Below are 25,614 nucleotides of genomic sequence, written 5' to 3' on the forward strand. Positions count from 1 at the left end.
CAGGCGATCAACGAGCGCTCAGTTCGCTTTCGCGGATGAGTTTCTTGTTGATCTTGCCAACGCTGGTCTTCGGGATATCGGCGACGAACTTGAACTGCTTGGGGATCGCCCATTTGTTGATGCGTCCGCCATCGACAAAGGCTTGCAGATGGGTTTCCAGCAGCTTGCGATCCAGGTACTGCCCTGCCTCGCACACCACCATGGCCATCGGACGCTCGCCCCACTGCTCATCGGCAATGCCCACCACCGCGACCGACATCACCGCCGGGTGTTCGCTGATCAGGCTTTCCAATTCCAGCGAGCTGATCCACTCGCCGCCGGTCTTGATGACGTCCTTGATTCGATCCTTGATTTCCACGCAGCCTTGCGGGTCGATCGAGGCCATATCACCGGTGTGCAGCCAACCGCCCTGCCACAGTTCGGCGCCCTTCTCTCGCTCCTTCAGGTAACCCTGGGTCAGCCAGGGTGCACGCACCACGACCTCACCCAGGGACTCGCCGTCATGGGCCACCTCGTGGCCGTTGGCGTCGATGATCTTCAAATCGACCAGCGGGATCGGCGTGCCGGTCTTGATGCGGGTCAACAGTTGCTCGGTCATCGGTTGCGCCAGGTCGTCATCGCGCAGGTGCGTCAGGCACAGCAATGGACAGGTTTCCGACATGCCATAGCCGGCATGCACCCGCATGCCCCTGGCGCTGGCCTCGCTGGCGATCCCCAACGGCAACGCGCTGCCACCGATGAGCATCTTCCAGCCTTCGAAGCGGGTCTTCCTGCCCTCCTCGCAGTTGAGGATCATCTGTAGCACGGTCGGCACGCAGTGGGAGAAGCTGACCTGCTCCTCACGGAACAGCCGGACCAGGGTGTTGGGCTCGTAACGGCCGGGATAGACCTGTTTGAGCCCCATCATCGTCGCCACATAGGGCACGCCCCAGGCATGCACATGAAACATCGGAGTGATGGGCATGTACACGTCGTCGGAACGCAACAGCGGCTGCCCCTGGTAGGCACCAAGAGTGCCAGCGGCGTTCAGGGTGTGCAGGACCAGTTGGCGATGACTGAAATACACGCCCTTGGGGTCGCCCGTGGTGCCGGTGGTGTAGAACAGCGTCGCCACCGAATGCTCGTCGAAGTCGGCGAAGTCATACTGATCCGATGCGCCGGCCAGCAACTGCTCGTACTCCCCCAACACAGGCAGCGCAGTATCGACAGCCTGGTCGTCGCTCAAGCGGATGAAACCTTTTACCGTTTCGAGGCGGTCGCGAACCTGCTCCACCAACGGCAGGAAGTCGTCATGTACCAGCACCAGGTCATCCTCGGCGTGGTTCATCGTGAACAACACCTGATCGGGTGACAGGCGAATGTTCACCGTGTGCAGCACCGCCCCAATCATCGGCACGGCGAAGAAACACTCCAGGTAGCGGTGACTGTCCCAATCGAGCATGGCCACGGTGTCCCCGGCCTTGACCCCGGCGGCTGTCAGCGCATTGGCCAGGCGGCGGATACGCTGGTTCAGGGTTTGATAGCTGTAGCGCAGCTTGTCGGCGTAGACGATCTCCCGCCCCGGCTCGTAGCGCACGCCGGACAGCAACAATTGCTTGATGAGCAATGGATAGGCGTGGGCGCCGTCGGCAGGCGGAATTATTTTTGTCGCCATCATGGTGGGGCTTCCCTTCAGAACTGATCGGCTGGCAAGGCGAAGAGGCAGGCGCTGCCGGCCATGGACGACGTGCTCAGCGAATGAATGCGTGGCAGCAAGCGGGCGAAATAGAAACGCGCGGTGGCCAGTTTGCTGGCGTAGAAATCATCGGTTGAATGCGTGCTCATAGCGGCCTTGGCCATCCGGGCCCACAGGTAGGCGTAGGCGGTGTAACCAAATACGTGCAGGTATTCGACCGAGGCTGCGCCGATCTCATTGGGGTTGCTGCGGGCCTTGTCGAGCAGCCACTCGGTCAGTTCGTCCAGGGTGTCGACCGCGGCATTGAGTGGACGGGTGAACTCACAGAGGTCAGCGCAGGCATGGGCGATGAAGTGGCGGATTTCTGCCGCGAACAGGCGGTACAGCGCGCCATCGCTGCCGACGATCTTGCGTCCCAGCAGGTCCAGCGACTGGATGCCGTTGGTGCCTTCGTAGATCTGGGTGATGCGCACATCACGCACCAATTGTTCCTGGCCCCACTCGCGAATATAGCCGTGGCCACCGAAGACCATTTGCCCGTGCAAGGTGGTTTCCAGGCCCATGTCGGTGAGGAAGGCCTTCGCCACCGGTGTCAGCAGTGCCACCAGGTCCTGGGCGCGGCTGCGCTGGTTGGCGTCCTCGCTGTACTTGGCCGTGTCCAGTTGCAGCGCGACATAGCTGGAGAACGCACGGCCCCCTTCGTTCAGGGCCTTCATGGTCAGCAGCATGCGCCGAACGTCCGGGTGGACGATGATTGGGTCGGCAGCCTTGCCCTTGTCTTGCGCCCCGGTCGGCGCCCGGCTTTGCAGGCGATCGCGGGCATAAGCCACGGCGTTCTGGTAAGACCGTTCACCCTGGGCCAGGCCCTGGATCCCGACGCCCAGCCGCTCATAGTTCATCATGGTAAACATTGCTGCCAGGCCTTTGCCCGGTGAACCGACGATCCAGCCGGTAGCGCCGTCGAAGTTCATCACGCAGGTGGCGGACGCCTTGATACCCATCTTGTGTTCGATGCTGCCGCAGGACAAGGCGTTGGCTTCGCCCAGCGAACCGTCGGCATTGACCAGCACCTTGGGCACCAGGAACAACGAGATGCCACGGGGCCCTGCCGGTGCATCCGGCAGGCGCGCCAGAACCAGGTGAATGATGTTCTCCGTCAGGTCGTGGTCGCCACCGGTAATGAAAATCTTGCTGCCGCTGACCCTGAAGCTGCCATCGGCTTGCGGTTCGGCTCGTGTACGAATCAGGCCCAGGTCGGTGCCGGCGTGAGCTTCGGTCAGGCACATCGAACCGGTCCAGGTGCCGGCGTACATGTTCGGCAGGTAGGTGGCCTTCAATGCCTCGCTGGCGTGGGCCTTGATCGACAGGCAGGCGCCCGCTGTCAACATCGGGTACAACCCGAACGACAGGCTGGCGGCATTGACCATTTCCTCGACCTGGGCCGAAATGGCCTTGGGCATGCCCATGCCGCCGTATTGCGGATCGCCGCCCACGCCGACCCAGCCACCCTCGGCAAACGCCTGGTAGGCCTCGGCGAATCCATCCGCAGCGCTGACCACGCCGTTGTTCCAGGTGCAACCCTGTTCATCGCTGGCGCGGTTCAAGGGCGCTATCACCTCCCCGCTGATCTTGCCCGCTTCTTCGAGTATCGCCGAGGCGGTCTCTTCATCGATCACCTCGGCCAGGCCGGGCAATTTGGCCCAAAGCCTGGACACCTGGAAAACTTCGTTGAGGACGAAATGCATATCGCGCAAGGGAGCTTTGTAATCAGACATTAGTGACTTACTCGCAAGTGTTCACGGCCTGGGCCATGCCGGGACGTTCGGTGGTTTCGATGTGGTCAGCGCTGCCGACAGACGCCGTCATGGGCGTGCGCTCACGCAGCAGGAAGTAGGAAAGCGCGGGGATCAGGATCAGCGCGCCGAGCATGTTCCACAGGAACATGAAGGTCAGCAGGATGCCCATGTCGGCCTGGAACTTGATCGGCGACCAGACCCAGCACACCACGCCTGCTGCCAGGGTGATGCCCACCAGCCCGACCACACGACCGGTGAACGACACCGCGTTGCGGTACGCCTGGGTGAGTGGCAGGCCCTGGCGCTGGAAGTGAAGTTGCACGCTGAGCAGGTACAAGGCGTAGTCGACGCCAATCCCCACGCCCAGGGCGATCACCGGCAGGGTCGCGACCTTTACGCCGATGCCCATGGCCACCATCAACGCTTCACACAGGATCGAGGTCAGCACCAGGGGCAACAGCGCGACCACAGTGGCGCGCCAGCTACGGAAAGTGATCAGGCAGAACAGCGTGACCGCGGCGTACACGTAAAACAGCATGGTGCGATTGGCCTCGCGCACGACGATGTTAGTCGCCGCCTCGATCCCCGCCGAACCGGCTGCCAGCAAAAACTGGCGATCGTCGCTGTTGTTGTCCCTGGCGAAGCGTTCGGCAATCGCCACCACCTCATCCAGGGTCTCGGCCTTGTGATCCTTGAGGAAAGCGATCACTGGCATCAACGAGCAGTCGGTGTTGAACAGCTCCGGTGAATTGACCGACGCCTGCTGCGCCGCGTAGTTGAGCACGTCCTGGTTGCGCTGGATGCTGTTGAGCTTGGGGTTGCCTTCATAGGTGCCGGCGGTGATCTGGCGCACGGCATTGACCAGCGAAGCCGTGGCTTGCACACCGGGCGACTGCTGCAGTTCCCAGGCCAGCCGATCGGCGAGAATCAGCGTCTTGTAGTTCAGGCAACCTTCCGGGGCCGTCTTTATCATGACCGCAAACAGGTCGCTGGACAGCGCGTAATGGCTGGTAATGTAGGCGTTGTCACGGTTGTAGCGCGAGTCGGCACGCAGCTCCGGCGCCCCGCTTTCCAGGTCGCCGATCTTCAGGTGCAGGCTGACCATGAAGCCACCGATGCCCATCAGCACCGCGACCAGCACGGCACCGGTCGCCCATTTGGCCGTGGTAAAGCGATCCAGCAGGTCCCACAGCCGGCCAAAGCCCTTGTGGCGATCGGCACGGCTGTCGATTTTAAGCGCACGCTCGGCAGCCTTGGAACCTACGCCGACGTAGGACAAGGCCACGGGCATTAATAGCAGCGACGTGAAAATCAGCACCGCGACACCAATGCTGGCGGTAATTGCCAGGTCGCGAATCACCGGGATGTCGATCAGCATCAGCACGGCGAAGCCCACGGCATCGGCCAGCAGAGCGGTGACGCCGGCGATGAACAGGCGGCGAAAGGTGTAGCGCGCGGCGATCAGGCGGTGGGTGCCGCGGGCGATGTCCTGCATGATCCCGTTCATTTTCTGCGCCGCATGGGACACGCCGATGGCGAAGATCAGGAACGGCACCAACACCGAATACGGGTCGATGGCATACCCCAACCAGGCGACGATACCGAGCTGCCAGACCACCGCGATCAGCGAACAGCCAACCACCAGCAACGTGCTGCGCACGCAACGGGTGTAGGCGTAAATAATTGCCAGCGAGGTCAGCACCGCCAGGCCGAAGAACATCATCACCTGGATCAATCCGTCGATCAGGTCACCCATCAACTTGGCAAAACCAATCACCCGCACCTTGTACGGCCCTTTGCCCTCCTCCCCGGCCTTGCGCGCCGAGCTGTCGCCGGCAAATTCGATCTGGTCGCGCAACTGTTCCTCAAGCATCTGCGAGAACGCCCGGTAGTCGATGCGCTTACCACTGGCCGTGGCCTTGTCCAGCAAGGGCACGATCAGCATGCTCGACTTGAAGTCACTGGCCACCAGGCTGCCGACTATGCCGGCGCGGGAGATGTTCTGGCGCAACTGTTCGATCTGTTCCGGTTGGCCCTGATAGGTATCAGGCATCACCGGCCCACCCTGGAAGCCTTCTTCTGTGACCTCGGTCCAGCGCACAGCGGGGCTCCACAGGGATTTCATCCACGCACGGTCGACGCCTTCGGTGAGGAACAGTTTGTCGTTCACCTGCTTGAGCACGTCCAGATAACCGGGGTCGAAGATGTCACCCTGGGTGTTTTCCACCACTACCCGCACTGAGTTGCCCAGGCCGCGCAAGGACTGGCGGTTCTCCAGGAAATTCTGGATGTACGGCTGGCTCTGCGGAATCATCTTTTCGAAGCTGGGACGCAGCTCCAGGCGAGTCACGGCCATGTAGCCCAACACCACCGTGGCCAGGGCCATGAGCAGCATGAACAGCGGGCGCGAGTTGAACACCAGGCGTTCCAGCACATTGCCGGATTGACGGTCGAAATCGCGCAGGTCGCGGATCACCGGCATGCTTTCTTGTTTGATATTGCCCATGTCCGGGTTCTCGTTGTTAGGGTTCGAAGGCTTATTCAACGGTCAGCGTGCGCACGCCACGGCCGCCCACCAGCAACAGCGAGCCGTCCCTGGCGCTGGCGCGAGTGACGCCGGTCACCGGCACCGGTTCGGCCTGCTGCACGAGGCGCATCTGCGCGCCGCGGCCCTGGCTGACCAGACTCCTGGCACCCTGGGTGAACAAGCGGTAATTGCCCTGGGCGTCGATAACGCCGGCGGTAATGCTCACGTGCAGGCCACTGTCGAGGGCTGCCCAACTGGCGCCGCCGTCGGTGCTGCGTAGCACGTTGCCGCGCAGGCCGTAGACCAGCACCTCGCCCGGTTTGCCGACCACGCCGAACAAGCTGCCTTGATAAGGCGTCGGTCGCGCAACGAAGCGCTGCGACGCGTCATCCCACTTGAGCAACAGGCCCTGCTCGCCGGCGATGTACAACGCATCGCCGGTTGAGGCGATGGCGTTGAGGTGGAAACCCTGCGGGTTGTCAGTGCGATCCTGGAACGGCGTCCAGCTCTGACCACCGTCGTCAGTCCGCAAAATCAGGTTGAACACGCCGATCGCGTAACCCATGCGCTCGTTGGCAAACCACACATCGAGCAGCGGTTTGTCGGCGCCCTGCTCCGTCATGCGTTCGCCTTCGGCCACCCACAGCGGCCATTGCGGGTTGTCTGGCTCGGCGGCGGCCAGTTCCTGGTAACGCTTGACCAACAGAGCACCGATCTGGCGTCCGTCCAGTTGTTTTTCCCAGGTCTTGCCGCCGTCGTTGCTGTGCAGTACCACGCCGTCGCCGCCCACTGCCCAGCCCTGGTTGGCATCAGGAAAGCTCACTGCATTCAGATCAGCACTGACCGGTACTTGAGCCTGCTGCCACTGACGGCCGCCGTCATCGCTGTAGACGATGTGGCCACGCTGGCCCACGGCAACCAGGCGCTCGCCCGCCCGCGTCGTTCCGGACAGCGGGCTGCTGGTCGCCAGGGCACTGGTCTTGGCTGGCAGGTCCAGCACATCGACATACGCGGCGGCCTGGCTGACGCCCTGCGCGCTGGCCAGTAAACAGGCCAGTGCCACGCGCCGGAAATTGTTGTTCGAACCCATACCGCTTCCTCTCCGGAAAATCACCCACAAGGACCGTCCCGCCAATGGCAACGCCCCCTGTGGGAGCGGGCTTGTCGAATCGTAGCACCGTCGCGATGGTCGTTAACGATGACGCTGACAACCTGACACCCCGCGGTGCCCGGACTACCATCGCGGGCAAGCCCGCTCCCACACAAATACGCATCCCCTGTAGGAGCGAGCTTGCTCGCGATGGCGGCGGGGCATTCAAACCTGCTGTGTCTGGTACACCGCCATCGCGGGCAAGCCCGCTCCTACAGGAATTCAGGCGTCAGAGACCGCTATCGGATCCCGGCGCCCGCCAGCGATTCCGCCGACCATTGCGCCTTCGAAAGCGGATCGATGTACTTGATCCCACCGTAAGGCCCGACCACACCGTTGATGTTGTAGGAGCCGCCGACCAGGTCATAAATCATGAATGGCGTGGAGTCCGGGACCTGCTTGTCGTAGCTCTGGCTGAGGAAGGCGAATGAGCCCCGGTACAACTGGCCACGGGCGTCGTACTGGTCGGAAGCCACAGCGGTCCAGCTGTCTTCATCCAGATAGAAGCGACGTTTCTGGTAGATGTGGCGGGCACCGGCCTTGAGGTTGCCCTCGACCACCCATACGCGGTGTTTCTCCCACCGTACGTAGTCGCTGGCCAGGTGATTGGCGGTGGTCAGCGCTTTCGGGTCCTGGGCGTAGGTCAGCTTGTAGGTGTTGTACGGAATGATCATTTCCTGCTTGCCGACCAGCTTCCAGTCGTAGCGGTCCAGCGCTCCGTTGAACACGAACACGTCATCGTAGGTGCCCGCACCCGCAGTACCCGGGTTGGGGGTGTCATAGGCCAGGTTCGGCGCCAACTTCACGCGACGTTGCCCCGGCAGGTATTGCCAGGCGCGGCGCGGCTGTTGCAGCGGGTTGGCGGCGTCCTTGAGCATTACCGCCTCACCTGCCCGGCGAGCCGGCCCGGTGTAGGCGAGTTTCATCTGGTAGTACACATCGGCGCTGCTGATCGGCTGCGCCAGGTTTTCGTAGATCGGGTAGGAAATGAACGCCTGTCCGGTGATCGCCAGGCTCGGCACGCCTGCTGCGTCGACGTTCCAGGAGTCGTATTTGGAGCTGATGTTGACGCCCTGATAACGCAACAGGAAATTCCACATCGCTTCGTTGCCCGACTGCGGGATCGGGAACGGTACGCCGGGCAGCACGTTGTCGATGGCCAACCCGCCTTCCAGGGACTTGGCGCCTGTGGCGTTCTTCACGCCGTTGTCCAGCACGGCCTGAGGCAAGGACACGGTGCGGTGGGTCAGGTAAACGTCAACACGAAAGGTCGGGAAACGCTTGGCCAGTTCCACGGTAGTGGCGCTGAGCAGGTTCTTGTACTGGTCAACGTTTTTGCCGTCGATCACCAGCAGCGGCTTTTCATTGGCAAACGGATCCGGGCGCATGCTATCACCGGACTTGAAACCGGCCGGCGGCGTGGTCAGGCCACCGCTGTAGGCAGGGATGGAACCGTCGGCGTTACCGGCCTTTTCGGCGCCGACCAGGGTCAGGTTACTGCCCAGCTTGGCAGCGTCCTGGGTGGATACGGCGGCCTGTGCCTGGGCGGCGAGGACCATGGCCAGTGAAGCGGCCAACAGGGTTTTGGCGAATTTCATCTTGACGTTCTCCTGCTTGCAGTGCGCAAGCCAGTGGTGAATCAGAAAGTGGTTTTCATCGTCAGGTACACCGCACCACGGTCTTCGGTCGTGGCACCGCCACCGGAAAAGGCCGAATAACCACCGGCGTAGCAGGCGTAGTTCTGGTTGCCGCTGAAAGCGTTTGGCGTGGAGCCGTCACCACCGGTCGGACCGGTGCTCACGCCACTGACGTCGCACTTGTCGGTCTTGCCGAAAGAGTCCACGTACTTCAGGTCAATGAAGTATTTGTTGTACACAACCGCCCCAACGCCCACGGCGTAGTTGCCGGTGTCCTTGGCACCGCCGCCGGAAACGGGCGACACGCCGTCCAGCCCAACGTTGACCGACATTGGCGCGTTGAGATCGATGCCCGGGAACACCTGGTACCAGGTCGGGGTGAAGTTGACGGCGATGCCCCAGTTGTCACGGGTTGGCGCATCAATGCCGTGATAGCTGTCCTTGCCCTTGTAGAGCGCCTCGTTCTTGCTATCGAGCTTGAGCAAGTTGCTGTAATACAGTTCGGCCAACACGGTGGCGGAATCGAAAACCGGTGTTTTCGGCAGGGTCATCAGGCCGTTGAGCGTCCAGTGCAGGGTGTCACCGGTGGCGCTCATGCTGTCGCCCTTTTCCGGCGTGTCGTAGACCACGCCGGTCGACGCCGTGCGGGCTGGCAGCAGCCCAAGCCCCCGGCCCAGGCCCAACGGGCTGTTGGTACTGACGATTGCCGGGATACTCGCCAGCGGCATGTTGTGCCGAACGTTGAGGTCCGAGCCCACGCTGATGCCACCGACGTCCTTGGACAGGCTCAGGCCGACGATCTTGATGTTATCGGCATAGGCCAGTTGATAGGTCGCGGTGCTCAGCGAGTTCAGGGTGTTGATCACCGCCGGCACCTGGCCCGCCGGGCGAGTGCCATTGGCGTTGGCCGAGCTCAGGCCCCGGGCATCGAGCCACGCCTGCGGCAGGATTTCGGAGGTTTCGCGGTAGTACACGCCCAGGGTGCCATCCAACCAGGCCGGCGACCACTTGGCCATGATGCCCCAGTCGCCGCGCTTGTCTGGCGTCAGATCATGCCCCCGGCGCACGTTGGTCAGGCCGTTACACGGCGCCAGGCCACAACCCAGAGGGCTGCCAGGCACAACAGCGTTAGTGTTGCCGAGCAGGAACGACTGCGCGCCGAAACCCACGAGGTCGGAGCCGCCATAGTAGGTTCCGGCTTCCGGTAGCCGAGCCGCGTCCCAGTCGAGAAAATACTGGGCGGCGACGGTCAACTCGGGGTTGACGGTGAACGACATCGACAGCTGGTTACGCGGGACGAACAGCTCCTTGGCTTCGGTGCCCGGCGACGCCGCGAGCTTGGCCAGGTCCAGGCCCGATTGGCCGTAGCTCATCGAGTGCACCGGGTTGAGCAGGGTTTCACCCCAGAACACGTTGTGCTGGCCGGCCTTGACGCTGAGCATCGACTCCTCGCCGACCTCGGTGCTGTAGAACACAAAGGCATCGAGGATTTCGCCGGACGGGCCGGTGTAATAACGCTGCGCATAGTTGCTCAGGTGCGGGCTGCCGAAACCCACGTTGTCACGGGTCACGCCCGCCAGGCGTGGGTCGTTGGCGACCAGGCCGGATGTCGAGCCATTGCCGTTGACGAACGGGTTGGAATTGGAGCCGGTGTTCTCGTAGGCCTTGTCATACCAACTGGCGGCACTGACACGAAAACCCATGTGGTTCTGATAGACCACATCCATCTCGGTCAACAGGTCGACACGGTTGGTGATATTGGTGCCGGCCTTGCGGAAGTTGTAGTCACCGTCGTTGTTGTTCGGCGTTCCCAACATGCGCTTGTCGGCGCTTTCGGTGCGCACGCCGTAGTTGTACTTGACGGTGTTATCCAGGCGCACGTTCCAATCCGGGTTTCCCGTATCGATCTCGACGCCGTGGGCCACGGGCATGATCGCGGCGAGTACGGCCGAGGCCAGCAAGCTGTAGCGTAAACCGGTGAAGCCGTGAGTCTTGGTGTTGTGCATTGCGTTGTCTCCGCCATTTTTATTTTGTTTTAAGCGCAGCCGCCCTCTCGCCGACCACCAGGGGTTGGCGTTTCAGGAGTGAGGGCAAATGCCGTATGGTGCGTTGCCAGTCCGGCTCCTGTATTAGCGATCCAGCTGCAGGATGAGTGCCTCGGCGTGCTGCCAGTGGCCAAATCCTGCGGCCGGGTTGAGATGGCCGACATCGCCCAGATCGAGCAATTCGGCGCCCCAGTTTTGCGCCATGCGCGTCACGGCAGGAAAACTGGCGAGGTGATCGTTGGTACTGGCCGCCACGATGCTGGGAAACGGCAGTGGCGCTTGTGGAAGCGGATGCCAGCCATGGCTGCCGAGGGATTCGGCGGATGGATAGCCCTGGGGCCAGACAGCATCGAGGTCTGGTGGTGCGGCAAGCAACGCGCCCTTGATGGGCCGGCGGTAATGCGCGGCCCAATGCGCGACCATCAACACACCAGCGCTGTGGGCGACCAGAATCACCGGCCCGTCGATCTGCTCGATTTCATGCTGGATCGCCCGAACGCGCGCCATGCAGTCGAGCTTGTCGGTCGTCAACGGCGGCACACTGCGAACCTTGGCCAGGCGGTCCTGGAGCAATGTCTGCCAGTGCTCGGCCACATGCTCGCGCAAGCCGGGAACGATCAGAACGGTGGCGGATGTCTGCAGTTTGTCCACGTCAACACCTTTGCTATCACGGTGATTTGACTGACTCGGTGGTCAGTACTTTCTTGTAGGACTGACATTAAAGAGCCCCCGCCCCCGGCGCTTTTCATTGGACGTCATGCACTTTTCTTTTCATGACAAACCCGCGCCATTCGACAACCGTCGACCGCTGGTCAAATACCTCGACGAATGCGCTGCAGGCCGCTGTAATCAATGGATGCGCGCTATCTGGCGCGCCAGGCAACGATGATTCCAGGCTGCGCGGGACGACGGTTGGCGGTGCGTTCGCAACTGTTCAACCGCCGATGCGCTGGCTATAGTCGCCACGCTCACAACCGGCCCAGGGAAGACATCGCATGACCAAGCTTGTTCGCGCCGCCGTCCTGACCAACTACCTGGAGGTCACCCAGTATCTGTCGTTCAACCCACGCGACGTACTGGCCGGTGTCGGCTTGAGCAAGGCGCAATTGCAGGCGCCGGAGACCCGTATTTCCATCGATGCCGCCGTGCGCCTGCTGGAAGATTCGGCGGCCGCCACCGGCTGCCAGACCTTCGGCCTGAGCATGGCCGAATCACGCCAGCTCTCGGACTTCGGCGTGGTCAGCCTTCTGCTCAGCCATCAACGCACCCTGCGTGACGCCCTGGCAGTGGTGGTGCAATACAGGCACCTGATGAACAACTCGCTGGCGATCTTCATCGAAGAGGCCGGCAAAATGGTGATCATCCGTGAAGAGGTGGTGACCGAAGCGCCGATGCCGAGCCGCCAGGCCACGGAACTGGCGATTGGTGTGATGTTCCGCCTGTGCGCCGCAGTACTGGGTTCACACTGGCACCCCTACAGCGTGAATTTCATGCACCAGGCGCCGGACAACCTGCAACTGCATCGGCGGCTGTTCGGCTGTACCCTGGAGTTTGGCAGCGAGTTCAACGGAATCGTCTGCCCCGACGCCAGCCTGGACATGCCCAACCCTGCCGCCGACCCGGCCATGGCCCGTTATGCGCAAAACTATCTCGACTCGTTGCAGAACAATGACGGTGCGTCACTGCTGTTCGAGGTGCGCAAGGCCGTCTATCTGCTGTTGCCCATGGGCCGCGCCACCATCGAACAGGTTGCCCAGAGCCAGGGCATGAACGTGCGCACCCTGCAACGGCGCCTCAAGGACGATGGCTGCGTCTTCAACGACCTCATCAACGAGGTGCGCCGCGACCTGGTGCTGCGCTACCTGGACAACCCCGGCTACTCGCTCGGCCGCATCGCCGACATGCTCGGCTATTCGATGGCCAGCTCCTTCACCCGCTGGTTCATCACCCAGTTCGGCATGCCGCCGGCCGCGTGGCGCGCGGCGCAGAAACAACCAAAGGCACCGGCGGATTCCTGACGGCAACCCCAAATCACTGTAGGAGCGAGCTTGTTCGCGATGGTGGTGAACGATGACGCGGGAAGCCTGATTCACCGCGGCGGCCTCAGGATTATTTCGCGGGCAAGCCCGCTCCTACAGAGAATGGGTCAAGCACAAACAAAAAAACGGCGACTGCTGGTACAGTCGCCGCAAAACAACCGGTGTGTGCAACACCAGTCGACAACCTCATTGCGCCGAGGAGGTGGGACGCAATGAGGCCCTGCCATTCACGCGCCCCAGTGCAGCAACACCAGCACCAGCGCAACCAGGAATACCGTCTCACCCACCATCAGCAGGATGGGCTTGATGCCCACCGACGCCAGCTCCTTGAGCTGGGTCTTCATGCCCAGCGCACTGATAGACACCACCAGGCACCAGCGCGACAGCTCATTGACCGACCCCTGCACCACTGGCGCCACCCAGCCGGTGCTGTTGATGCAGGCCAGGATCAGGAAGCCGACCGCGAACCACGGCAACAGCGGCGGGCGCTTGCCGGTGGGGTCGGCACCTTGCAGGCGGGTGATCATCGCTGCCGTGACGATCACCGGCAGCAGCATGGCCACGCGCATCAACTTGACCACCGTCGCCGTATCGCCGGTTTCCGTGGACATGCTGTAACCGGCGCCCACCACCTGGGCCACGTCATGGATGGTCGCGCCCAGGAACACGCCGGCCACCTGCGGCGACAACGCCAGCCAGTTGGCAATCATCGGGTAGACAATCATTGCCAGCGTCGACAGCGCGGACACCCCGATCACGGTGAACAGCGTGGCCTTCTCTTTCTGCGGATGGTTAGGCAGCGCCGCCGCCAGTGCCAACGCTGCCGAAGCACCGCAGATCGCCGTCGCGCCACCGGTCAGCATGCCGAACAGTCGCTGAAAACCCAGCGCCTTGGCCGCGACCACCGACACACCGATGGTCACCACCACCAGAATCACCACCAGCGCCACCGGTTTCCAGCCCAGCGCCACCATCTGCTCCAGGGTGATACGCATGCCCAGCAGTGCCACGCCAATGCGCAACACACTGCGTGCGGTAAACTCGATGCCGGCCTTGCACGAACCCTCCCCGGCCAGGAAATTCAGGGCCATGCCCAACAGCAGCGCAAACAGCATGACCGGCGCACCGTAGTGTTCGGACAGGAACGAAGCCGCGGCAGCAACGATCAGGCTGACGATGAAACCCGGGGCCAGTTCGCGGGTGCGGCTGTGGATTCGGGTCAGGGCAATGGCGCTCATGGCGCGGCCTCCTCGCAAAGAATGATGAACGCCTGGTCGTCGATGATCTCGACCGGATAATTGTTGACTTTGACCAGATTGGAATTGAGCAGATAACCGCTGCGCAGGTCGAAACGCAGCCCATGGGCGCAGCATTGGATGACCTGTCCATCAAGCCGCCCTCCGCATAACGACGCCCCTTGATGCGGACAACTGTCGTCGATGACGAACAGTTGCCCGTCGACGTTGAACAACGCCAGGCTTTTGTCTTCGAATTCAAACAGTGCCCGGCCACCGGCCTGCGGGTATTTGCCGGCCGGCACGGGAATGCGCCGGGTCATGCCGACTCGCGCTCGCGAATGCCTTCCTTCAACGCTTCGCTCATTGCTCCCAGAAGCGCCTGGGCCGGTTGCGCACCAATCACCGTGATGCGGCGATCGATCTGGAAACTCGGCACCCCACTGGGAGCGCCGGGCATTCCGCCAAAGGGGGTACCGTCGCCCTTCAAACAATCGGCCACCGATTGCGGGTCAATACCGCAGGACCGGCAGATGGCGAGCAAAGTCTCACGGCACCCGAGGTTTTCGCGCCTGTAGAAGTAGGCGGCGAAAAGCCTTTCGAGCAGCATTTCTCGCTGGGTTTCATTGCCGGTCACGCTGACGCGATCAAACAGACGATGGGCGTCGCCAGTGTTGGGCATCGTCGCAATGCGGCTCAAATCTATCGCCAGGCCAACCGCCGCCGCGGCCTGCTGTACCTGTGACTGGCGCAGGGTCATGGCCTCGGCGTTACCCAGGCGCTTGCGGTAGAAATCGGTGAAAGGCTCGCCTTCTACCGGTAATTGCTGCAACAACTGCACCCCATGCCAGATGGTGGTGACCTGTACGTCCGGGTGCCGACTGCGAAACTGCACCAGGGCATGCTCCAATTGACGCTTGCCGATCAGGCACCAGGGGCAGATGAAATCGAAAAACACATCAATACGTAAACGACGACTCACAACTTCACCTCTAGCCCGGCTTCACTGACAGGCTCAGGCACGCTCTGACCCGCCAGCCGGGCAATATCTTTGTGGTAATGACACCTGGCATAAAAGAACACCGCCGCAGCTCCGAGGCTGACCAGCGGCACCAGTTGAAACGCTGCATGCAGGCCAATCAGGTCAGACACTCGCCCGGTCAGGAAGGGCCCGGGCGCCAGGCCCAGCATGTTGTTGGCCAGGGTCAGCGTGGCGAACGCGGTGCCGTGCACCGAGTAATGGGTCAGGTTGGCAACCATGGCGCCGCAAGGGCCGGTAGTGCCCGTGGCAATCAACATGCCCAGGCAGATCAGCAGCAGTTGCAACGGCCCGGCCTGAAGGGCGAACGCCGCCGACAGCAGCAGGCAACTGCCCAGGCAGAACGCGATGGCCAGGTTGACCTTACGCTCGGGGGCGTTTCGGCAAAGCCGGTCGCTGAGCATGCCGCACAGGATCATCCCGGCGCCGCTGCACAGTACGATGACCGCCGCCATGCCACCGGCCTTGTCGGTGGGCATATCGTAATAGCGGTTGAGGTAGCTGGGGATCCACACCATCACCGTGCCGCCGACGAACAACTGCAATCCGCTGGCGACGTATGTCGCCACCACCGAACGGCTCGACCACAGCGTGCGCAAGGGCTGTTTGACCCGCGCTGTCGCCTTGGCCGCCTGGGCAGCACGTTGCGGAGCGATGCGCGCCTCCTTGACGATGATCGGGTACAGCAGACCCAGCACCAGGCCAAACAGCGACATGCCGGCGAACGACCAGCGCCAGCCAAGCTTGGCGGCGATGGCCCCACCAAGGGCCATGCCCAGCACCGAGCCGAACATGCCACCGGCCATGAACGCACTCGCCAGAGTGGCGCGCATGTGTTTGGGGAACACCGAAATCACCACGGCAATGCCGACGCTGCCGTAGGCCGCTTCGCCGACGCCGACCATGAACCGGGCGACGAACATCTGCTGATAGTCCTGGGCCAGGGCGCAGCCCAGGGTGGCCAGGCTCCAGAGCAGTGCCATCAGCGCCAGGCTCTTGACCCGACCAAACCGGTCGGCCAGCAGCGACAGCGGGAACGTCAGCAGCCCGACCATCAGTGCAACGATGCCGCTGAGCAACCCGAGCTGACCGTCGCTCAGGGCCCATTCGCCCTTGAGCAGCGGGAACACGGCGTTCAACACCTGGCGCGACATGTAGTCGGAAATCAACAGGCCGAACGTCAGCGCAAAGACGATCCAGGCGTATGGGCGTGCGACCGCGACGACATCGTCGTCTGCGGCGATTGGGTGAAAGGCCATTCAGCCTCCTCGAAGCTTTGTTTTATTGTTGTTATCAAGCGTGTAGCGATTCGGCGAGCGCGTGACCACAGGGCCGCACCCGCCACCGGTCAGCCGCGTTGCGGCACGCCTTTTTGCCCAGCCTTGCGGTTGGGGGCCATGCCGTTGGCCAGCAGGGTCTGTTCGATGCTGTTGTACTTCACACCGATGCGATAAATCTCACGGGCTTCTTTGCCGGTGGCGATTTCGCGACCCAATTCGTGGGCGATGCGCACGGTCTGCCGGATCTGATCGACCGAACCAAACCGATCACCCTTGTGATCAATGATAGTGTCCTCATTGCCCACACGCGGGTGCAGCCCCATCGCCATCGACATGGTGTTGAAGGGCATGACGTTTTTGAGCAGCGACTCGCTGGTCAAGGTGCAGCCGTCCGGCGCGCGGTGGATGAAGTTGAAGAAGTTGAACGGGTTCGGACCGTCGAAACCACCGCCAATACCGATCCAGGTCAGGTTCAGCGGGCCCATGTACACGCCACGACGTACCAGGCGCTCCAGGGTTTCCAGGGCGTGCATGCCGGTCAGTTGGAAATGCGGCTGGATGCCGTTGTCCATCAGACGCTTGAGGTGCTCGGCAACCCAGGCCGGACCTGCCGGTACGGTCATTTCGCTATAGGCGGCATGCACCATGGGATTGTCCAGCGACGTGCCCTTCAGGTACTCCGGATACAGCAACTCCATGATGTTCATCTGGGTGGTGTTGATGGCGACTGTCACCTGATCCGGTTTCGGCGTCAGCTCGGCCAGCATGTGGCGGGTGTCGTCGGACAGCCATTTGGCCGCTTCGCCTTCGCTTTCCGGAGCAAAGGAAATCGAACCACCGACCTGTATGATCATGTCCGGCACCGCTTCACGCACACCGGCAATCAGTTCGTTGAACTTGGACAAACGCTTGGACCCCTTGCCATCCAGCTCACGGACATGCAGGTGCAGCACCGTGGCGCCGGCTTCGTAGCAGTCCACCGCCTTCTGCACTTGCTCGTCCATGGTCAGTGGGATGTCTTCGGGAAAGTCTTGCGGCATCCATTCCGGGCCGTACGGGGCCACGGTGATCACCACCTTTTCCATGGTTTCGGGGTGCAGGGAATCGTCGAAGAATTGCATGGGTTACTCCAGTTCTTATGATTGTCCCGCCCGCCTGGAGTCTTGCCGGGCGGGCGCTTTACGAGTGCGGATGCAAAAAATCAGTAGGTCTTGTCACCGATGATCCCGGCGCGCTCCATCTTGCGATGGCACGGCGGGTAGTCCATGACGGCGTAATGCTGGGTGCTGCGGTTGTCCCAGATGGCAATGCTGTTGGGCTTCCAGCGCCAGCGCACCTGATATTCCGGGATGTAGGCCTGGCTGATCAGGTAGCGCAGCAACTCACCGGCACCGGGGTTGGCGTCCTGTCCGAAGCGCACACGGTCCGGGGTGTGGTAGTTGCTCAAATGCGTGGTGAAGGCGTTGACGAAGAGCACCTTTTCCCCGGTTTCCGGGTGGGTACGCACCACCGGGTGCTCAGCGTCCGGGTACATCGCCTTGAGCGCCAGGCGTTTTTCCAGGGGCATCGCCGCGCCAAAACTGGCTTCGATGCTGTGGCGGGCGCGCAGGTCGGCGATCTTGACCTTCACGTCTTCCGGCAAATTGGCGTACGCCTGGACCATGTTCGCCCACATGGTGTCACCGCCTACCGGCGGGCACTCGACGCAGCGCAGCACGCAGCCCATCGGCGGCGCCTCGCGCCAGGTGGCATCGGTATGCCAGGCGTTTTCGTAGCGGTCCATCGGCTGGTCAGGGTTCTTGTAGATGCGCACCAGCCCCGGATGGTCAGGGTCGCTGCCCGCCACCGGATGGTCTTCCAGCTCACCGAAACGCCGGGCAAACGCCACGTGGTCGGCGCGACTGATGTCCTGGTCACGCAGGAACAACACCCGGTGCTGGAGTAACTGCGCGCGGATTTCGGCGAACAGCCCGTCGTCATGCACTGCATCGGCGAGGTTCACGCCTTGCAGTTCAGCGCCGAGGCTGCAGGTCAATTGTTCGACTTTCATGGCAGGGCACTCCCTTAGATGACGAAAATCGAAGAGCCGGTAGTCTTGCGCGATTCCAGGTCACGGTGGGCCTGGACGGCGTCCTGCAACGCATAGTGCTGGTTGATCTCGATCTTGATCCGGCCGCTGCCGACGTGATCGAACAACTCGCCAGCCAGGGCAGCTTTTTCCGCAGGGTCGGCGATGTAGTCAGCCAGGGCCGGACGGGTCAGAAACAGCGAGCCCTTCATGGCCAGCATCACCGGATCGAACGCCGGGATCGGACCGGACGCAGTGCCGACGCACACCATCAGGCCCCGACGTTTGAGCGAGTCCAGGGAGCCGGCGAAAGTGTTCTTGCCGACGCTGTCGAACACCACATTGACGCCCACGCCATCGGTCAGCTCGCGAACGCGCTGGGCGACGTCTTCATGGCTGTAGTTGATGACATGATTGCAGCCGTGGGCCTTGGCGATTTCACGCTTGGCCTCGGTGGACACGGTGCCGATCACATTGAGGCCGAGCAGTTTGGCCCATTGCGAAACAATCAGGCCGACCCCGCCGGCTGCGGCGTGCAACAGGATGCTGTCGCCGGCCTTGAAATCGTAGATACGGCGCATCAGGTACGACGACGTCAGGCCGCGCATGGTCATGGCCGCCGCTGTTTCGAAACTGATGGTTTCCGGCAGCTTGATCAGCGGTGCCGCCGGGATCAGGCGCTCGGTGCTGTAGGCACCCAAGGTATTGAGAAAGCCCGTATAGGTGACGCGATCACCCACCTGGACGTTGCTCACGCCCTCGCCAATGGCCTGGACAACCCCGGACGCTTCGACGCCCATGCCGTTGGGCATCGGAATCGGGTAAGTACCGTTGCGGAAATAGGTGTCGGCGTAGTTCAGGCCGACGGCCACGTGGCGCAGGCGCACCTGGCCCGGGCCCGGGTCACCCACCTCGACCTCTTCATAACGAAGCACTTCGGGACCACCGGTTTCGTAGAAGCGTACGGCTTTGGCCATTTTTGTTATTCCCCAGTCAGCATTGTCGAATTGCGCTGATTGGACTGTAGGGCGGTGACCGGGAAGTCGCTTGTCATCGGGCGACAATGGCTTTTCATTTGATGACAGCCCCCTGTAGGAGCGGGCTTGCCCGCGATGGCGGTCAACGATAACGCTGGATACCTGACGCCCCGCGTTGTCCTGGAGTCCATCGCGAGCAAGCTCGCTCCTACAGGGTTTTGTGCCGATTCCATCGCGGTTAGCGCAGCGCATACTTTGTGACTACGCTTCTGATCGGGAGACCTTTAGGGAGCGGGGGCATGGGTGTGAATTCATTCGTTGTCTGGCAGCGCTTGTGCGCGCCAGTTGTCGTTCTGATGGGGCTCTCGAGCCTGCTTGCAGGCTGCGGCAAAGAGCCGGTCGCACCAGCCCGCCAACCGCCGGATGTCACCGTGATGACCGTCACGGCTCGCGATACCCCGGTCACCTTCGAATTCGTCGCCCAGACCCAGAGCTCTCGTGAAGTCGAGATCCGCGCACGGGTTGCCGGCTTCCTCGACAAACGCCAGTACACCGAGGGGGACCTGGTTAAAACCGGCCAGGTCCTGTTCCAGATGGACCGCAAGCCCTTCGAGGCCGCGCTGGTCTCGGCCCAGGGGCAATTGGCCCAGCAACAGGCGCGCTGGGAAGTCGCCAAGGCAACCCTGGCCCGCGTGCGCCCGTTGGCGGCGCAAAACGCGGTGAGCAAGATGGACCTGGACAATGCCGTGGGCGCCGAGCGCGAAACCAAGGCCGCCGTGCTTGCCGCCGAGGGCGAGGTACGCACTGCACAGTTGAACCTCAGCTACACCACCATTTCCTCGCCACTCAACGGCCTGTCCAGCGACGCGAAAAAACAGGAAGGCAGCTACGTCACCCCCGGCGAATCCGGCTTGCTGACCTCGGTTTCGCAAATGGACCCGATGTACGTCAACTTCAGCCTTTCGGAAAACGAAAACCTCAAGTACCGCGACGAAATCGCCGCCGGACACCTGAAATTTCCGCCACGCAGCGACTTCGTCGTCGAAATCATGCTGGCCGATGGCACCCTGGTGCCGGAGAAAGGCAAGGTCAACTTCCTCGCCCCATCCTACAGCCAGGAAACCGGGACCTTCCTGGTACGCGCCGTGCTCGCCAACCCCAACGGCCTGCTTCGCCCAGGCCAGTTCGTACGTGCGCTGGCCCGTGGAGCGTCGCGCCCGGACGCCATCCTGGTGCCTCAAAAAGCCGTGCTTGAGGGCGCCAAGAGTCATTTTGTCTGGGTGGTCAATGCCGAAGGCAAACCCGAACAGCGGGTAGTCGAGGTGGGCGAATGGCAAGGTGACAACTGGTTTATCAACAAGGGCCTGCGCAGCGGCGAACGCATCGTCGTCGATGGCGCGCTGCGGGTGACACCCGGCGGGCCGCTGAAAATCACCGAGGCCAATGCACCTGCGCCCGCCCCCGCTGAAACCGGTCAAACCATAAAAGCCGGCGCGGCTACGGGCGGGAAAAGCCCATGAGCATTTCTCACTACTGCATCGACCGACCGATCTTCGCCTCGGTCATCTCCATCGTCATCACCCTGGCCGGTGCCGTGGCCATGTTGGCGCTGCCCGTTGCCCAGTACCCGGACATCACGCCGCCGCAAATTACTGTCGCGGCGACCTACCCCGGCGCGGATGCGCAGGTGGTGGCCAATAACGTCGCCGCCCCCATCGAGCAGCAGGTCAATGGCGCGGACAACATGATCTACATGAACTCGTCGAGCTCGGCGACGGGCAACATGACCCTCAACGTGTTCTTCGAGATCGGCACCGACCCGGCGCTGGCCCAGGTGGACGTACAGAACCGGGTCAACCTGGCCCTGCCGCAACTGCCTTCCGCCGTGCAGAGCCAGGGCATCCAGGTCCAGAAGAAATCATCGGCGTTCATGATGGTGCTGGCGGTCTATTCCGCAGGTGACCGTTACGACAGCACTTACGTGGCCAACTACGCCAACCTTTATGTGCTTGATGCGCTCAAGCGCATCCCCGGCGCAAACCAGGCCAGCATCTTCGGCACACCGGACTACGCAATGCGCATCTGGCTCAAGCCAGATCGCATGGCCCAACTGGGCATTACCGCCGCCGATGTGCAAAAGGCCGTCGCCAACCAGAACCAGCAGTTTGCGGTCGGTCGGGTCGGCCAGTCGCCCACCGGCACCGCCGTCGAGCAGTCATTTGCCGTGACCACCAAGGGCCGCCTGACCGAACCGTCCGAATTCGAGAACATTATCCTGCGCGCCAGCAACCAGGGCGGCGCCATCGTGCGGCTCAAGGACGTCGGCCGCGCCGAACTCGGGCAGAAGGACTACTCGCTACGCAGCACGTACCAGGGCAAACCGGCAACGCTGATCGCCGTCTACCAGCAGCCTGGCGCCAACGCCCTTGACGTCTCGGCGGCAGTGACCAAGACCCTCGCCGACATGAAGGCGACCTTTCCCGAAGGCATTGAATACAAGATCGTGATGGACACCACCGCCTTCACCCGTGCCTCGATCTCCGAGGTGATCCACACCTTTTTCGAAGCGCTGGTCTTGGTGGTGATCGTCGTGTTCCTCTTCCTGCAAAGCCTGCGCGCCACATTGATTCCGGTGATTGCGGTGCCGGTATCGATTGTCGGCACCTTCGTCGGCATGCTCGCGCTGGGGTTCTCGGTGAACATGCTGACACTGTTCGGCATGGTGCTGGCCATCGGCATCGTGGTGGATGACGCGATCGTGGTGATCGAGAACGTCGAACGCAACATGCACGTGCACAAGATGACGCCCAAGGATGCGGCCAAGCGGGCCATGGATGAAGTAGCCGGCCCCGTGGTCGCCATCGTGCTGGTGTTGTGCGCCGTGTTTATACCGGTGGCGTTCATGGGCGGCATCACCGGTCAGCTGTATAAACAGTTCGCCATTACCATCGCCATTTCCGTGGTGATTTCGGGGCTGGTCGCCCTCACACTGTCGCCCGCCCTCGCCGCCTTGCTGCTCAAGCCGCAGCACGGCGAGAAAAACGCCTTCTTCCGTTGGTTCGAACGCAGTTTCGAGCGCATGACCGAGGGCTACTCGCGTTCGGTGGCATTCCTGATCAAGCGTTTTGTGCTGGCGTTGTTGCTGTTCGCCGGGATGATCGTGCTGATGGTGCTGATGGCTCAGCGCATCCCCAGCGCCTTCTTGCCGCCGGAAGACCAGGGATATCTCCTTGGCGCAGTAATCATGCCCGACGCCGCCAGCCTGGATCGCACCGGCGCGGTCGGCCAGGTCGCCAGTGACTTCTTCCAGAACGATCCGTCGGTCGAAGGCGTGGCCATCGTCAACGGCTACAGCCTGCTCGATGGCCAGAACAAGAACAACGCCGCGGCGTTTTTCGTCGGGTTCAAGGATTTCGAGGAGCGCTACAAGGACTCGGACACCATTGAACAGCAAAGCGCCCCGGCGGTGATCCAGAAAGCTGCGCGTGCCTTTTCTACCGTGCAGGAAGGCATCATCCTGCCGGTCAACCCACCGTCCATTCCGGGCCTTGGGACCACCGGCGGCATGGAAGTCTGGGTGCAGAGCAAGGGCGACGGCGGCGTTGATCAGTTGGCGGAAGTAGTCGGCACCCTGATTGCCAAAGCCAAGGACCGGCCGGAACTGGGAGCCATCACCTCGACCTTCAACGTCCATTCCCGGCAATTGATGGTCGACGTCGACCGGGAAAAAGCCGAGTCACTGGGCGTGCCGGTCGAGGACGTGTACAGCGCCATGCAGACCATGTTCGGCTCGCTGTACGTGTCGCAGTTCAACAAGTTCAGCCGCCTTTGGCAGGTGATTTTGCAGGCTGAGCCTTCCTACCGTCTCAAGGCCGAAGACTTGCAGCAGATCTACGTGCGCAACAAGAACCTGGACATGGTGCCGCTCAAGGCGGTGCTTTCGACACGTTATGTCACCGGGCCCGACCTGTTGACCCGCTTCAACAACTTCCCCGCCGTCAAGCTCACGGCCAACGCAGCGCCAGGCTACAGCACCGGCCAGGCCCTGGCGGCGCTGGAGGAAATCAGCGCCGAAATCATGACGAACGACTACTCGCTGGCCCTCAGTGGCGAAGCTTTCGAGGAGAAAAAGAGCGGAGGCGCCTCGTCACAGGTGTTCATCTTCGGCCTGGTGATGGTCTTCCTGATCCTGGCGGCGCAATACGAGAAGTGGTCGTTGCCGGTCGGCGTGCTGCTGGCCGTGCCCTTTGCCATCTTCGGCGCATTGCTTGCGGTGCTGATCCGAGGCCTGAGCAACGACGTGTACTTCCAGATCGGCCTGACCATGCTGGTGGCGCTGGCGGCGAAAAACGCCATCCTGATCTTCGAGTTTGCCGTGCTCAACCGCGAGAACGGCATGTCCGCCTACGATGCCGCCATGACCGCTGCCAGGGAGCGCCTGCGCCCTATCGTCATGACCTCGTTGGCATTCATCCTCGGGTGCGTGCCGCTGGCCATTGCGGTCGGCGCTTCGGAAAACAGCCGCCACTCCATCGGTACCGGAGTAATCGGCGGCATGCTCGCGGCGACGGTGATCGCGGTGTTCTTCATCCCGTTGTTCTATTACCTGGTGGAACGCATGTTCGGCAGCAAGGATGCCGAGCAGAAGACCACTGATTCGGGCCCCGTTCCCCACGGCGCGCCACAACACCGCCACGAGGGTGACTGACATGCATAAGCCCTCATTTGCCTTGCTGGTGTGCCTGGGCCTGGCCGGCTGCATGGTCGGTCCCGACTACAAGGCGCCCGAGATCGAAACACCGGCGAGTTGGCGCTACGCGGACAAGGAAGCGAAAAACCTGTCCAACACCTTGTGGTGGGAGCAGTTCCAGGACCCGGTGCTCAATGAGCTGATCCGCAGCGCCTTGCTCGAGAACAAGGACATCAAGATCGCCGCCGCCCGCGTGGAGCAATTCCAGGGCCGCTACGGCCAAACCCGCTCGCTGTACTTTCCCCAGGTCGGTCTGGGCGCACAGGGATCGCGCAACCGCGCGCCGCGAGATAATGGCCCGACGTCGCTGACTTCGGGGGTCGACCCGATCTACAAGAATTATCAGGCGCTGCTCAGTGTCGACTGGGAGCTGGACATCTGGGGCCGCCTGCGCCGCCTCAACGAATCCGCGCGTGCCGATCTGCTGGCCTCGGAGGAAGGCCGTCGCAGCGTAATCCTGAGTCTGGTGTCGTCGGTCGCGACCAGTTACATCACCCTGCGCGATCTGGATCAGGAACTTGCAATCGCCCGCACCACCGCCAAGGTGCGCGGTGACTCCTTTGAGATCTTCAAGCTGCGTTTTGGCGCCGGGACCATCTCCGAAATGGAGCTGGCGCAAAATCAGTCCGAATATCAGCGAACCCTCGCGTCGGTGGCACAACTCGAACCCCTGGTGGCGCAGCAGGAGAACCTGCTGGCGATACTGCTCGGACGTAACCCGGGCCCCATTCTGCGTGGGCGCGACCTGTCACAACTGACGTTGCCGTCGGTGCCTGCCGGTCTGCCCTCGGACTTGCTGGAGCGTCGTCCCGACCTGCGTCAGGCGGAACTGAACCTGATCTCGGCCAACGCCCAGATCGGCGCAGCCAAGGCCCAGTACTTCCCGACCATTTCCCTGACGGGCCTACTCGGTTCGGTCAGCAACCAATTGTCGAACCTGTTTACCGGCCCCGCCGCCACCTGGTCCTACGGCGTCGCGGCGAACATGCCGATCTTCACCGGGGGCGCCATCGCCGGCCAGGTTCAACAGGCCGAAGCCTTCCAACAGGAAGCGTTGCTGACCTACCAGAAAGCCATTCAATCGGCGTTTGGCGATGTGGAAAACGCTTTGGTGGCGTCGAGTAAATCCCGCGAACAAATGGCTTTCCAGGCCAGTCAGGTCGAGGCGTTGCGTACTTACGCCCATTACGCACGCTTGCGTTATGACAACGGCTACACCAGCTACATCGAAGTGTTGGATGCCGAGCGCAGCCTGTTCGACGCCGAACTCAACTACACGCAGACCCGTGGTTCAGTGTTCACCTCGATGATCAACCTGTACAAGGCCACCGGTGGCGGTTGGGTGACCGAGGCAGAGCAATTGACCGCGGCGGATACGCGGACGACTCAGCCATGA

The 25,614-nt window shown here is 62.2% G+C and carries 18 protein-coding genes; 4 read left to right on the top strand and 14 right to left on the bottom strand.

The features are described from left to right. Positions 1–7: 7 nt before the first annotated feature. The 7 genes from AB4N33_RS07495 to AB4N33_RS07525 form a co-directional block, all read right to left on the bottom strand. On the bottom strand, positions 8–1,657 hold the full coding sequence (locus tag AB4N33_RS07495; RefSeq protein WP_476456872.1) for a fatty acid--CoA ligase: 1,650 nt from the start codon (positions 1,655–1,657) through the stop codon (positions 8–10). Positions 1,658–1,671: 14 nt separating this feature from the next. Beyond that, positions 1,672–3,450, bottom strand: a complete 1,779-nt coding sequence (locus AB4N33_RS07500; protein ID WP_476456873.1) for an acyl-CoA dehydrogenase C-terminal domain-containing protein — start codon at positions 3,448–3,450, stop codon at positions 1,672–1,674. 7 nt (positions 3,451–3,457) lie between these two features. After that, positions 3,458–5,977: an efflux RND transporter permease subunit gene (locus tag AB4N33_RS07505; RefSeq protein WP_476456874.1), complete on the bottom strand. Its 2,520-nt coding sequence runs from the start codon at positions 5,975–5,977 to the stop codon at positions 3,458–3,460. A 31-nt stretch (positions 5,978–6,008) separates the two neighbouring features. Beyond that, positions 6,009–7,088, bottom strand: a complete 1,080-nt coding sequence (locus tag AB4N33_RS07510; RefSeq protein WP_476456875.1) for a WD40/YVTN/BNR-like repeat-containing protein — start codon at positions 7,086–7,088, stop codon at positions 6,009–6,011. Between the two features lie 299 nt (positions 7,089–7,387). Continuing rightward, positions 7,388–8,746 carry a DUF1329 domain-containing protein gene (locus AB4N33_RS07515; protein ID WP_476456876.1) on the bottom strand — a complete coding sequence of 453 codons (1,359 nt, stop codon included), beginning with the start codon at positions 8,744–8,746 and terminating at the stop codon, positions 7,388–7,390. Positions 8,747–8,787: 41 nt separating this feature from the next. Further along, on the bottom strand, positions 8,788–10,791 hold the full coding sequence (locus AB4N33_RS07520) for a DUF1302 domain-containing protein (protein WP_476456877.1): 2,004 nt from the start codon (positions 10,789–10,791) through the stop codon (positions 8,788–8,790). Between the two features lie 123 nt (positions 10,792–10,914). Next, positions 10,915–11,481 (bottom strand): RBBP9/YdeN family alpha/beta hydrolase, encoded by a 567-nt coding sequence (locus AB4N33_RS07525; protein ID WP_476456878.1) that lies wholly within the window; start codon positions 11,479–11,481, stop codon positions 10,915–10,917. A 344-nt stretch (positions 11,482–11,825) separates the two neighbouring features. Between AB4N33_RS07525 and AB4N33_RS07530 the strand changes: the two genes are divergently transcribed. Beyond that, a complete protein-coding gene (locus tag AB4N33_RS07530; protein WP_460141810.1) occupies positions 11,826–12,848 on the top strand; it encodes an AraC family transcriptional regulator in 1,023 nt (340 codons plus the stop codon). A 248-nt stretch (positions 12,849–13,096) separates the two neighbouring features. On the opposite strand, the gene AB4N33_RS07535 is transcribed toward AB4N33_RS07530, so the two are convergent. From AB4N33_RS07535 to AB4N33_RS07565, 7 genes are all read right to left on the bottom strand, one after another. Further along, positions 13,097–14,107, bottom strand: a complete 1,011-nt coding sequence (locus AB4N33_RS07535; protein WP_476456879.1) for a YeiH family protein — start codon at positions 14,105–14,107, stop codon at positions 13,097–13,099. Then, on the bottom strand, positions 14,104–14,427 hold the full coding sequence (locus AB4N33_RS07540) for a Rieske (2Fe-2S) protein (protein WP_460125167.1): 324 nt from the start codon (positions 14,425–14,427) through the stop codon (positions 14,104–14,106). The genes AB4N33_RS07535 and AB4N33_RS07540 overlap by 4 nt, the downstream gene beginning before the upstream one ends. Then, entirely contained in the window at positions 14,424–15,086 is a 663-nt protein-coding gene (locus AB4N33_RS07545) for a DsbA family protein (RefSeq protein ID WP_476456880.1), read from the bottom strand. Before AB4N33_RS07545 ends, AB4N33_RS07540 begins: the two co-directional genes overlap by 4 nt. Further along, entirely contained in the window at positions 15,083–16,402 is a 1,320-nt protein-coding gene (locus AB4N33_RS07550; RefSeq protein ID WP_476456881.1) for an MFS transporter, read from the bottom strand. Before AB4N33_RS07550 ends, AB4N33_RS07545 begins: the two co-directional genes overlap by 4 nt. Before the next feature lie 89 nt (positions 16,403–16,491). Then, complete coding sequence (locus tag AB4N33_RS07555) at positions 16,492–17,544, bottom strand: beta-keto acid cleavage family enzyme (RefSeq protein ID WP_460125175.1); 1,053 nt, start codon at positions 17,542–17,544, stop codon at positions 16,492–16,494. An 80-nt stretch (positions 17,545–17,624) separates the two neighbouring features. Continuing rightward, the gene (locus tag AB4N33_RS07560) at positions 17,625–18,473 is read right to left on the bottom strand and encodes a TauD/TfdA dioxygenase family protein (RefSeq protein ID WP_460141814.1); all 849 of its coding nucleotides are present in this window, start codon (positions 18,471–18,473) and stop codon (positions 17,625–17,627) included. Positions 18,474–18,487: 14 nt separating this feature from the next. Next, positions 18,488–19,468, bottom strand: a complete 981-nt coding sequence (locus AB4N33_RS07565) for a quinone oxidoreductase family protein (RefSeq protein WP_476456882.1) — start codon at positions 19,466–19,468, stop codon at positions 18,488–18,490. Positions 19,469–19,767: 299 nt separating this feature from the next. Here AB4N33_RS07565 and AB4N33_RS07570 point away from each other — a divergent pair, with 299 nt between their 5' ends. The 3 genes from AB4N33_RS07570 to AB4N33_RS07580 are packed head-to-tail and all read left to right on the top strand — an operon-like array spanning position 19,768 to position 25,614. Beyond that, a complete protein-coding gene (locus AB4N33_RS07570) occupies positions 19,768–20,988 on the top strand; it encodes an efflux RND transporter periplasmic adaptor subunit (RefSeq protein ID WP_476456883.1) in 1,221 nt (406 codons plus the stop codon). Continuing rightward, entirely contained in the window at positions 20,985–24,176 is a 3,192-nt protein-coding gene (locus tag AB4N33_RS07575) for an efflux RND transporter permease subunit (protein ID WP_476456884.1), read from the top strand. The genes AB4N33_RS07570 and AB4N33_RS07575 overlap by 4 nt, the downstream gene beginning before the upstream one ends. Position 24,177: 1 nt before the next feature. After that, positions 24,178–25,614 (top strand): efflux transporter outer membrane subunit, encoded by a 1,437-nt coding sequence (locus AB4N33_RS07580; RefSeq protein ID WP_476456885.1) that lies wholly within the window; start codon positions 24,178–24,180, stop codon positions 25,612–25,614.

Source organism: Pseudomonas sp. S1_E05 (assembly GCF_056337105.1).

Excerpts from the sequence above, each read along its gene's own strand:
- AB4N33_RS07495 (WP_476456872.1), bottom strand. The coding sequence starts at position 1,657 with ATGATGGCGACAAAAATAATTCCGCCTGCCGACGGCGCCCACGCCTAT.
- AB4N33_RS07500 (WP_476456873.1), bottom strand. The coding sequence starts at position 3,450 with ATGTCTGATTACAAAGCTCCCTTGCGCGATATGCATTTCGTCCTCAAC.
- AB4N33_RS07505 (WP_476456874.1), bottom strand. The coding sequence starts at position 5,977 with ATGGGCAATATCAAACAAGAAAGCATGCCGGTGATCCGCGACCTGCGC.
- AB4N33_RS07510 (WP_476456875.1), bottom strand. The coding sequence starts at position 7,088 with ATGGGTTCGAACAACAATTTCCGGCGCGTGGCACTGGCCTGTTTACTG.
- AB4N33_RS07515 (WP_476456876.1), bottom strand. The coding sequence starts at position 8,746 with ATGAAATTCGCCAAAACCCTGTTGGCCGCTTCACTGGCCATGGTCCTC.
- AB4N33_RS07520 (WP_476456877.1), bottom strand. The coding sequence starts at position 10,791 with ATGCACAACACCAAGACTCACGGCTTCACCGGTTTACGCTACAGCTTG.
- AB4N33_RS07530 (WP_460141810.1), top strand. The coding sequence starts at position 11,826 with ATGACCAAGCTTGTTCGCGCCGCCGTCCTGACCAACTACCTGGAGGTC.
- AB4N33_RS07535 (WP_476456879.1), bottom strand. The coding sequence starts at position 14,107 with ATGAGCGCCATTGCCCTGACCCGAATCCACAGCCGCACCCGCGAACTG.
- AB4N33_RS07540 (WP_460125167.1), bottom strand. The coding sequence starts at position 14,427 with ATGACCCGGCGCATTCCCGTGCCGGCCGGCAAATACCCGCAGGCCGGT.
- AB4N33_RS07550 (WP_476456881.1), bottom strand. The coding sequence starts at position 16,402 with ATGGCCTTTCACCCAATCGCCGCAGACGACGATGTCGTCGCGGTCGCA.
- AB4N33_RS07555 (WP_460125175.1), bottom strand. The coding sequence starts at position 17,544 with ATGCAATTCTTCGACGATTCCCTGCACCCCGAAACCATGGAAAAGGTG.
- AB4N33_RS07560 (WP_460141814.1), bottom strand. The coding sequence starts at position 18,473 with ATGAAAGTCGAACAATTGACCTGCAGCCTCGGCGCTGAACTGCAAGGC.
- AB4N33_RS07565 (WP_476456882.1), bottom strand. The coding sequence starts at position 19,468 with ATGGCCAAAGCCGTACGCTTCTACGAAACCGGTGGTCCCGAAGTGCTT.
- AB4N33_RS07570 (WP_476456883.1), top strand. The coding sequence starts at position 19,768 with ATGGGTGTGAATTCATTCGTTGTCTGGCAGCGCTTGTGCGCGCCAGTT.
- AB4N33_RS07575 (WP_476456884.1), top strand. The coding sequence starts at position 20,985 with ATGAGCATTTCTCACTACTGCATCGACCGACCGATCTTCGCCTCGGTC.
- AB4N33_RS07580 (WP_476456885.1), top strand. The coding sequence starts at position 24,178 with ATGCATAAGCCCTCATTTGCCTTGCTGGTGTGCCTGGGCCTGGCCGGC.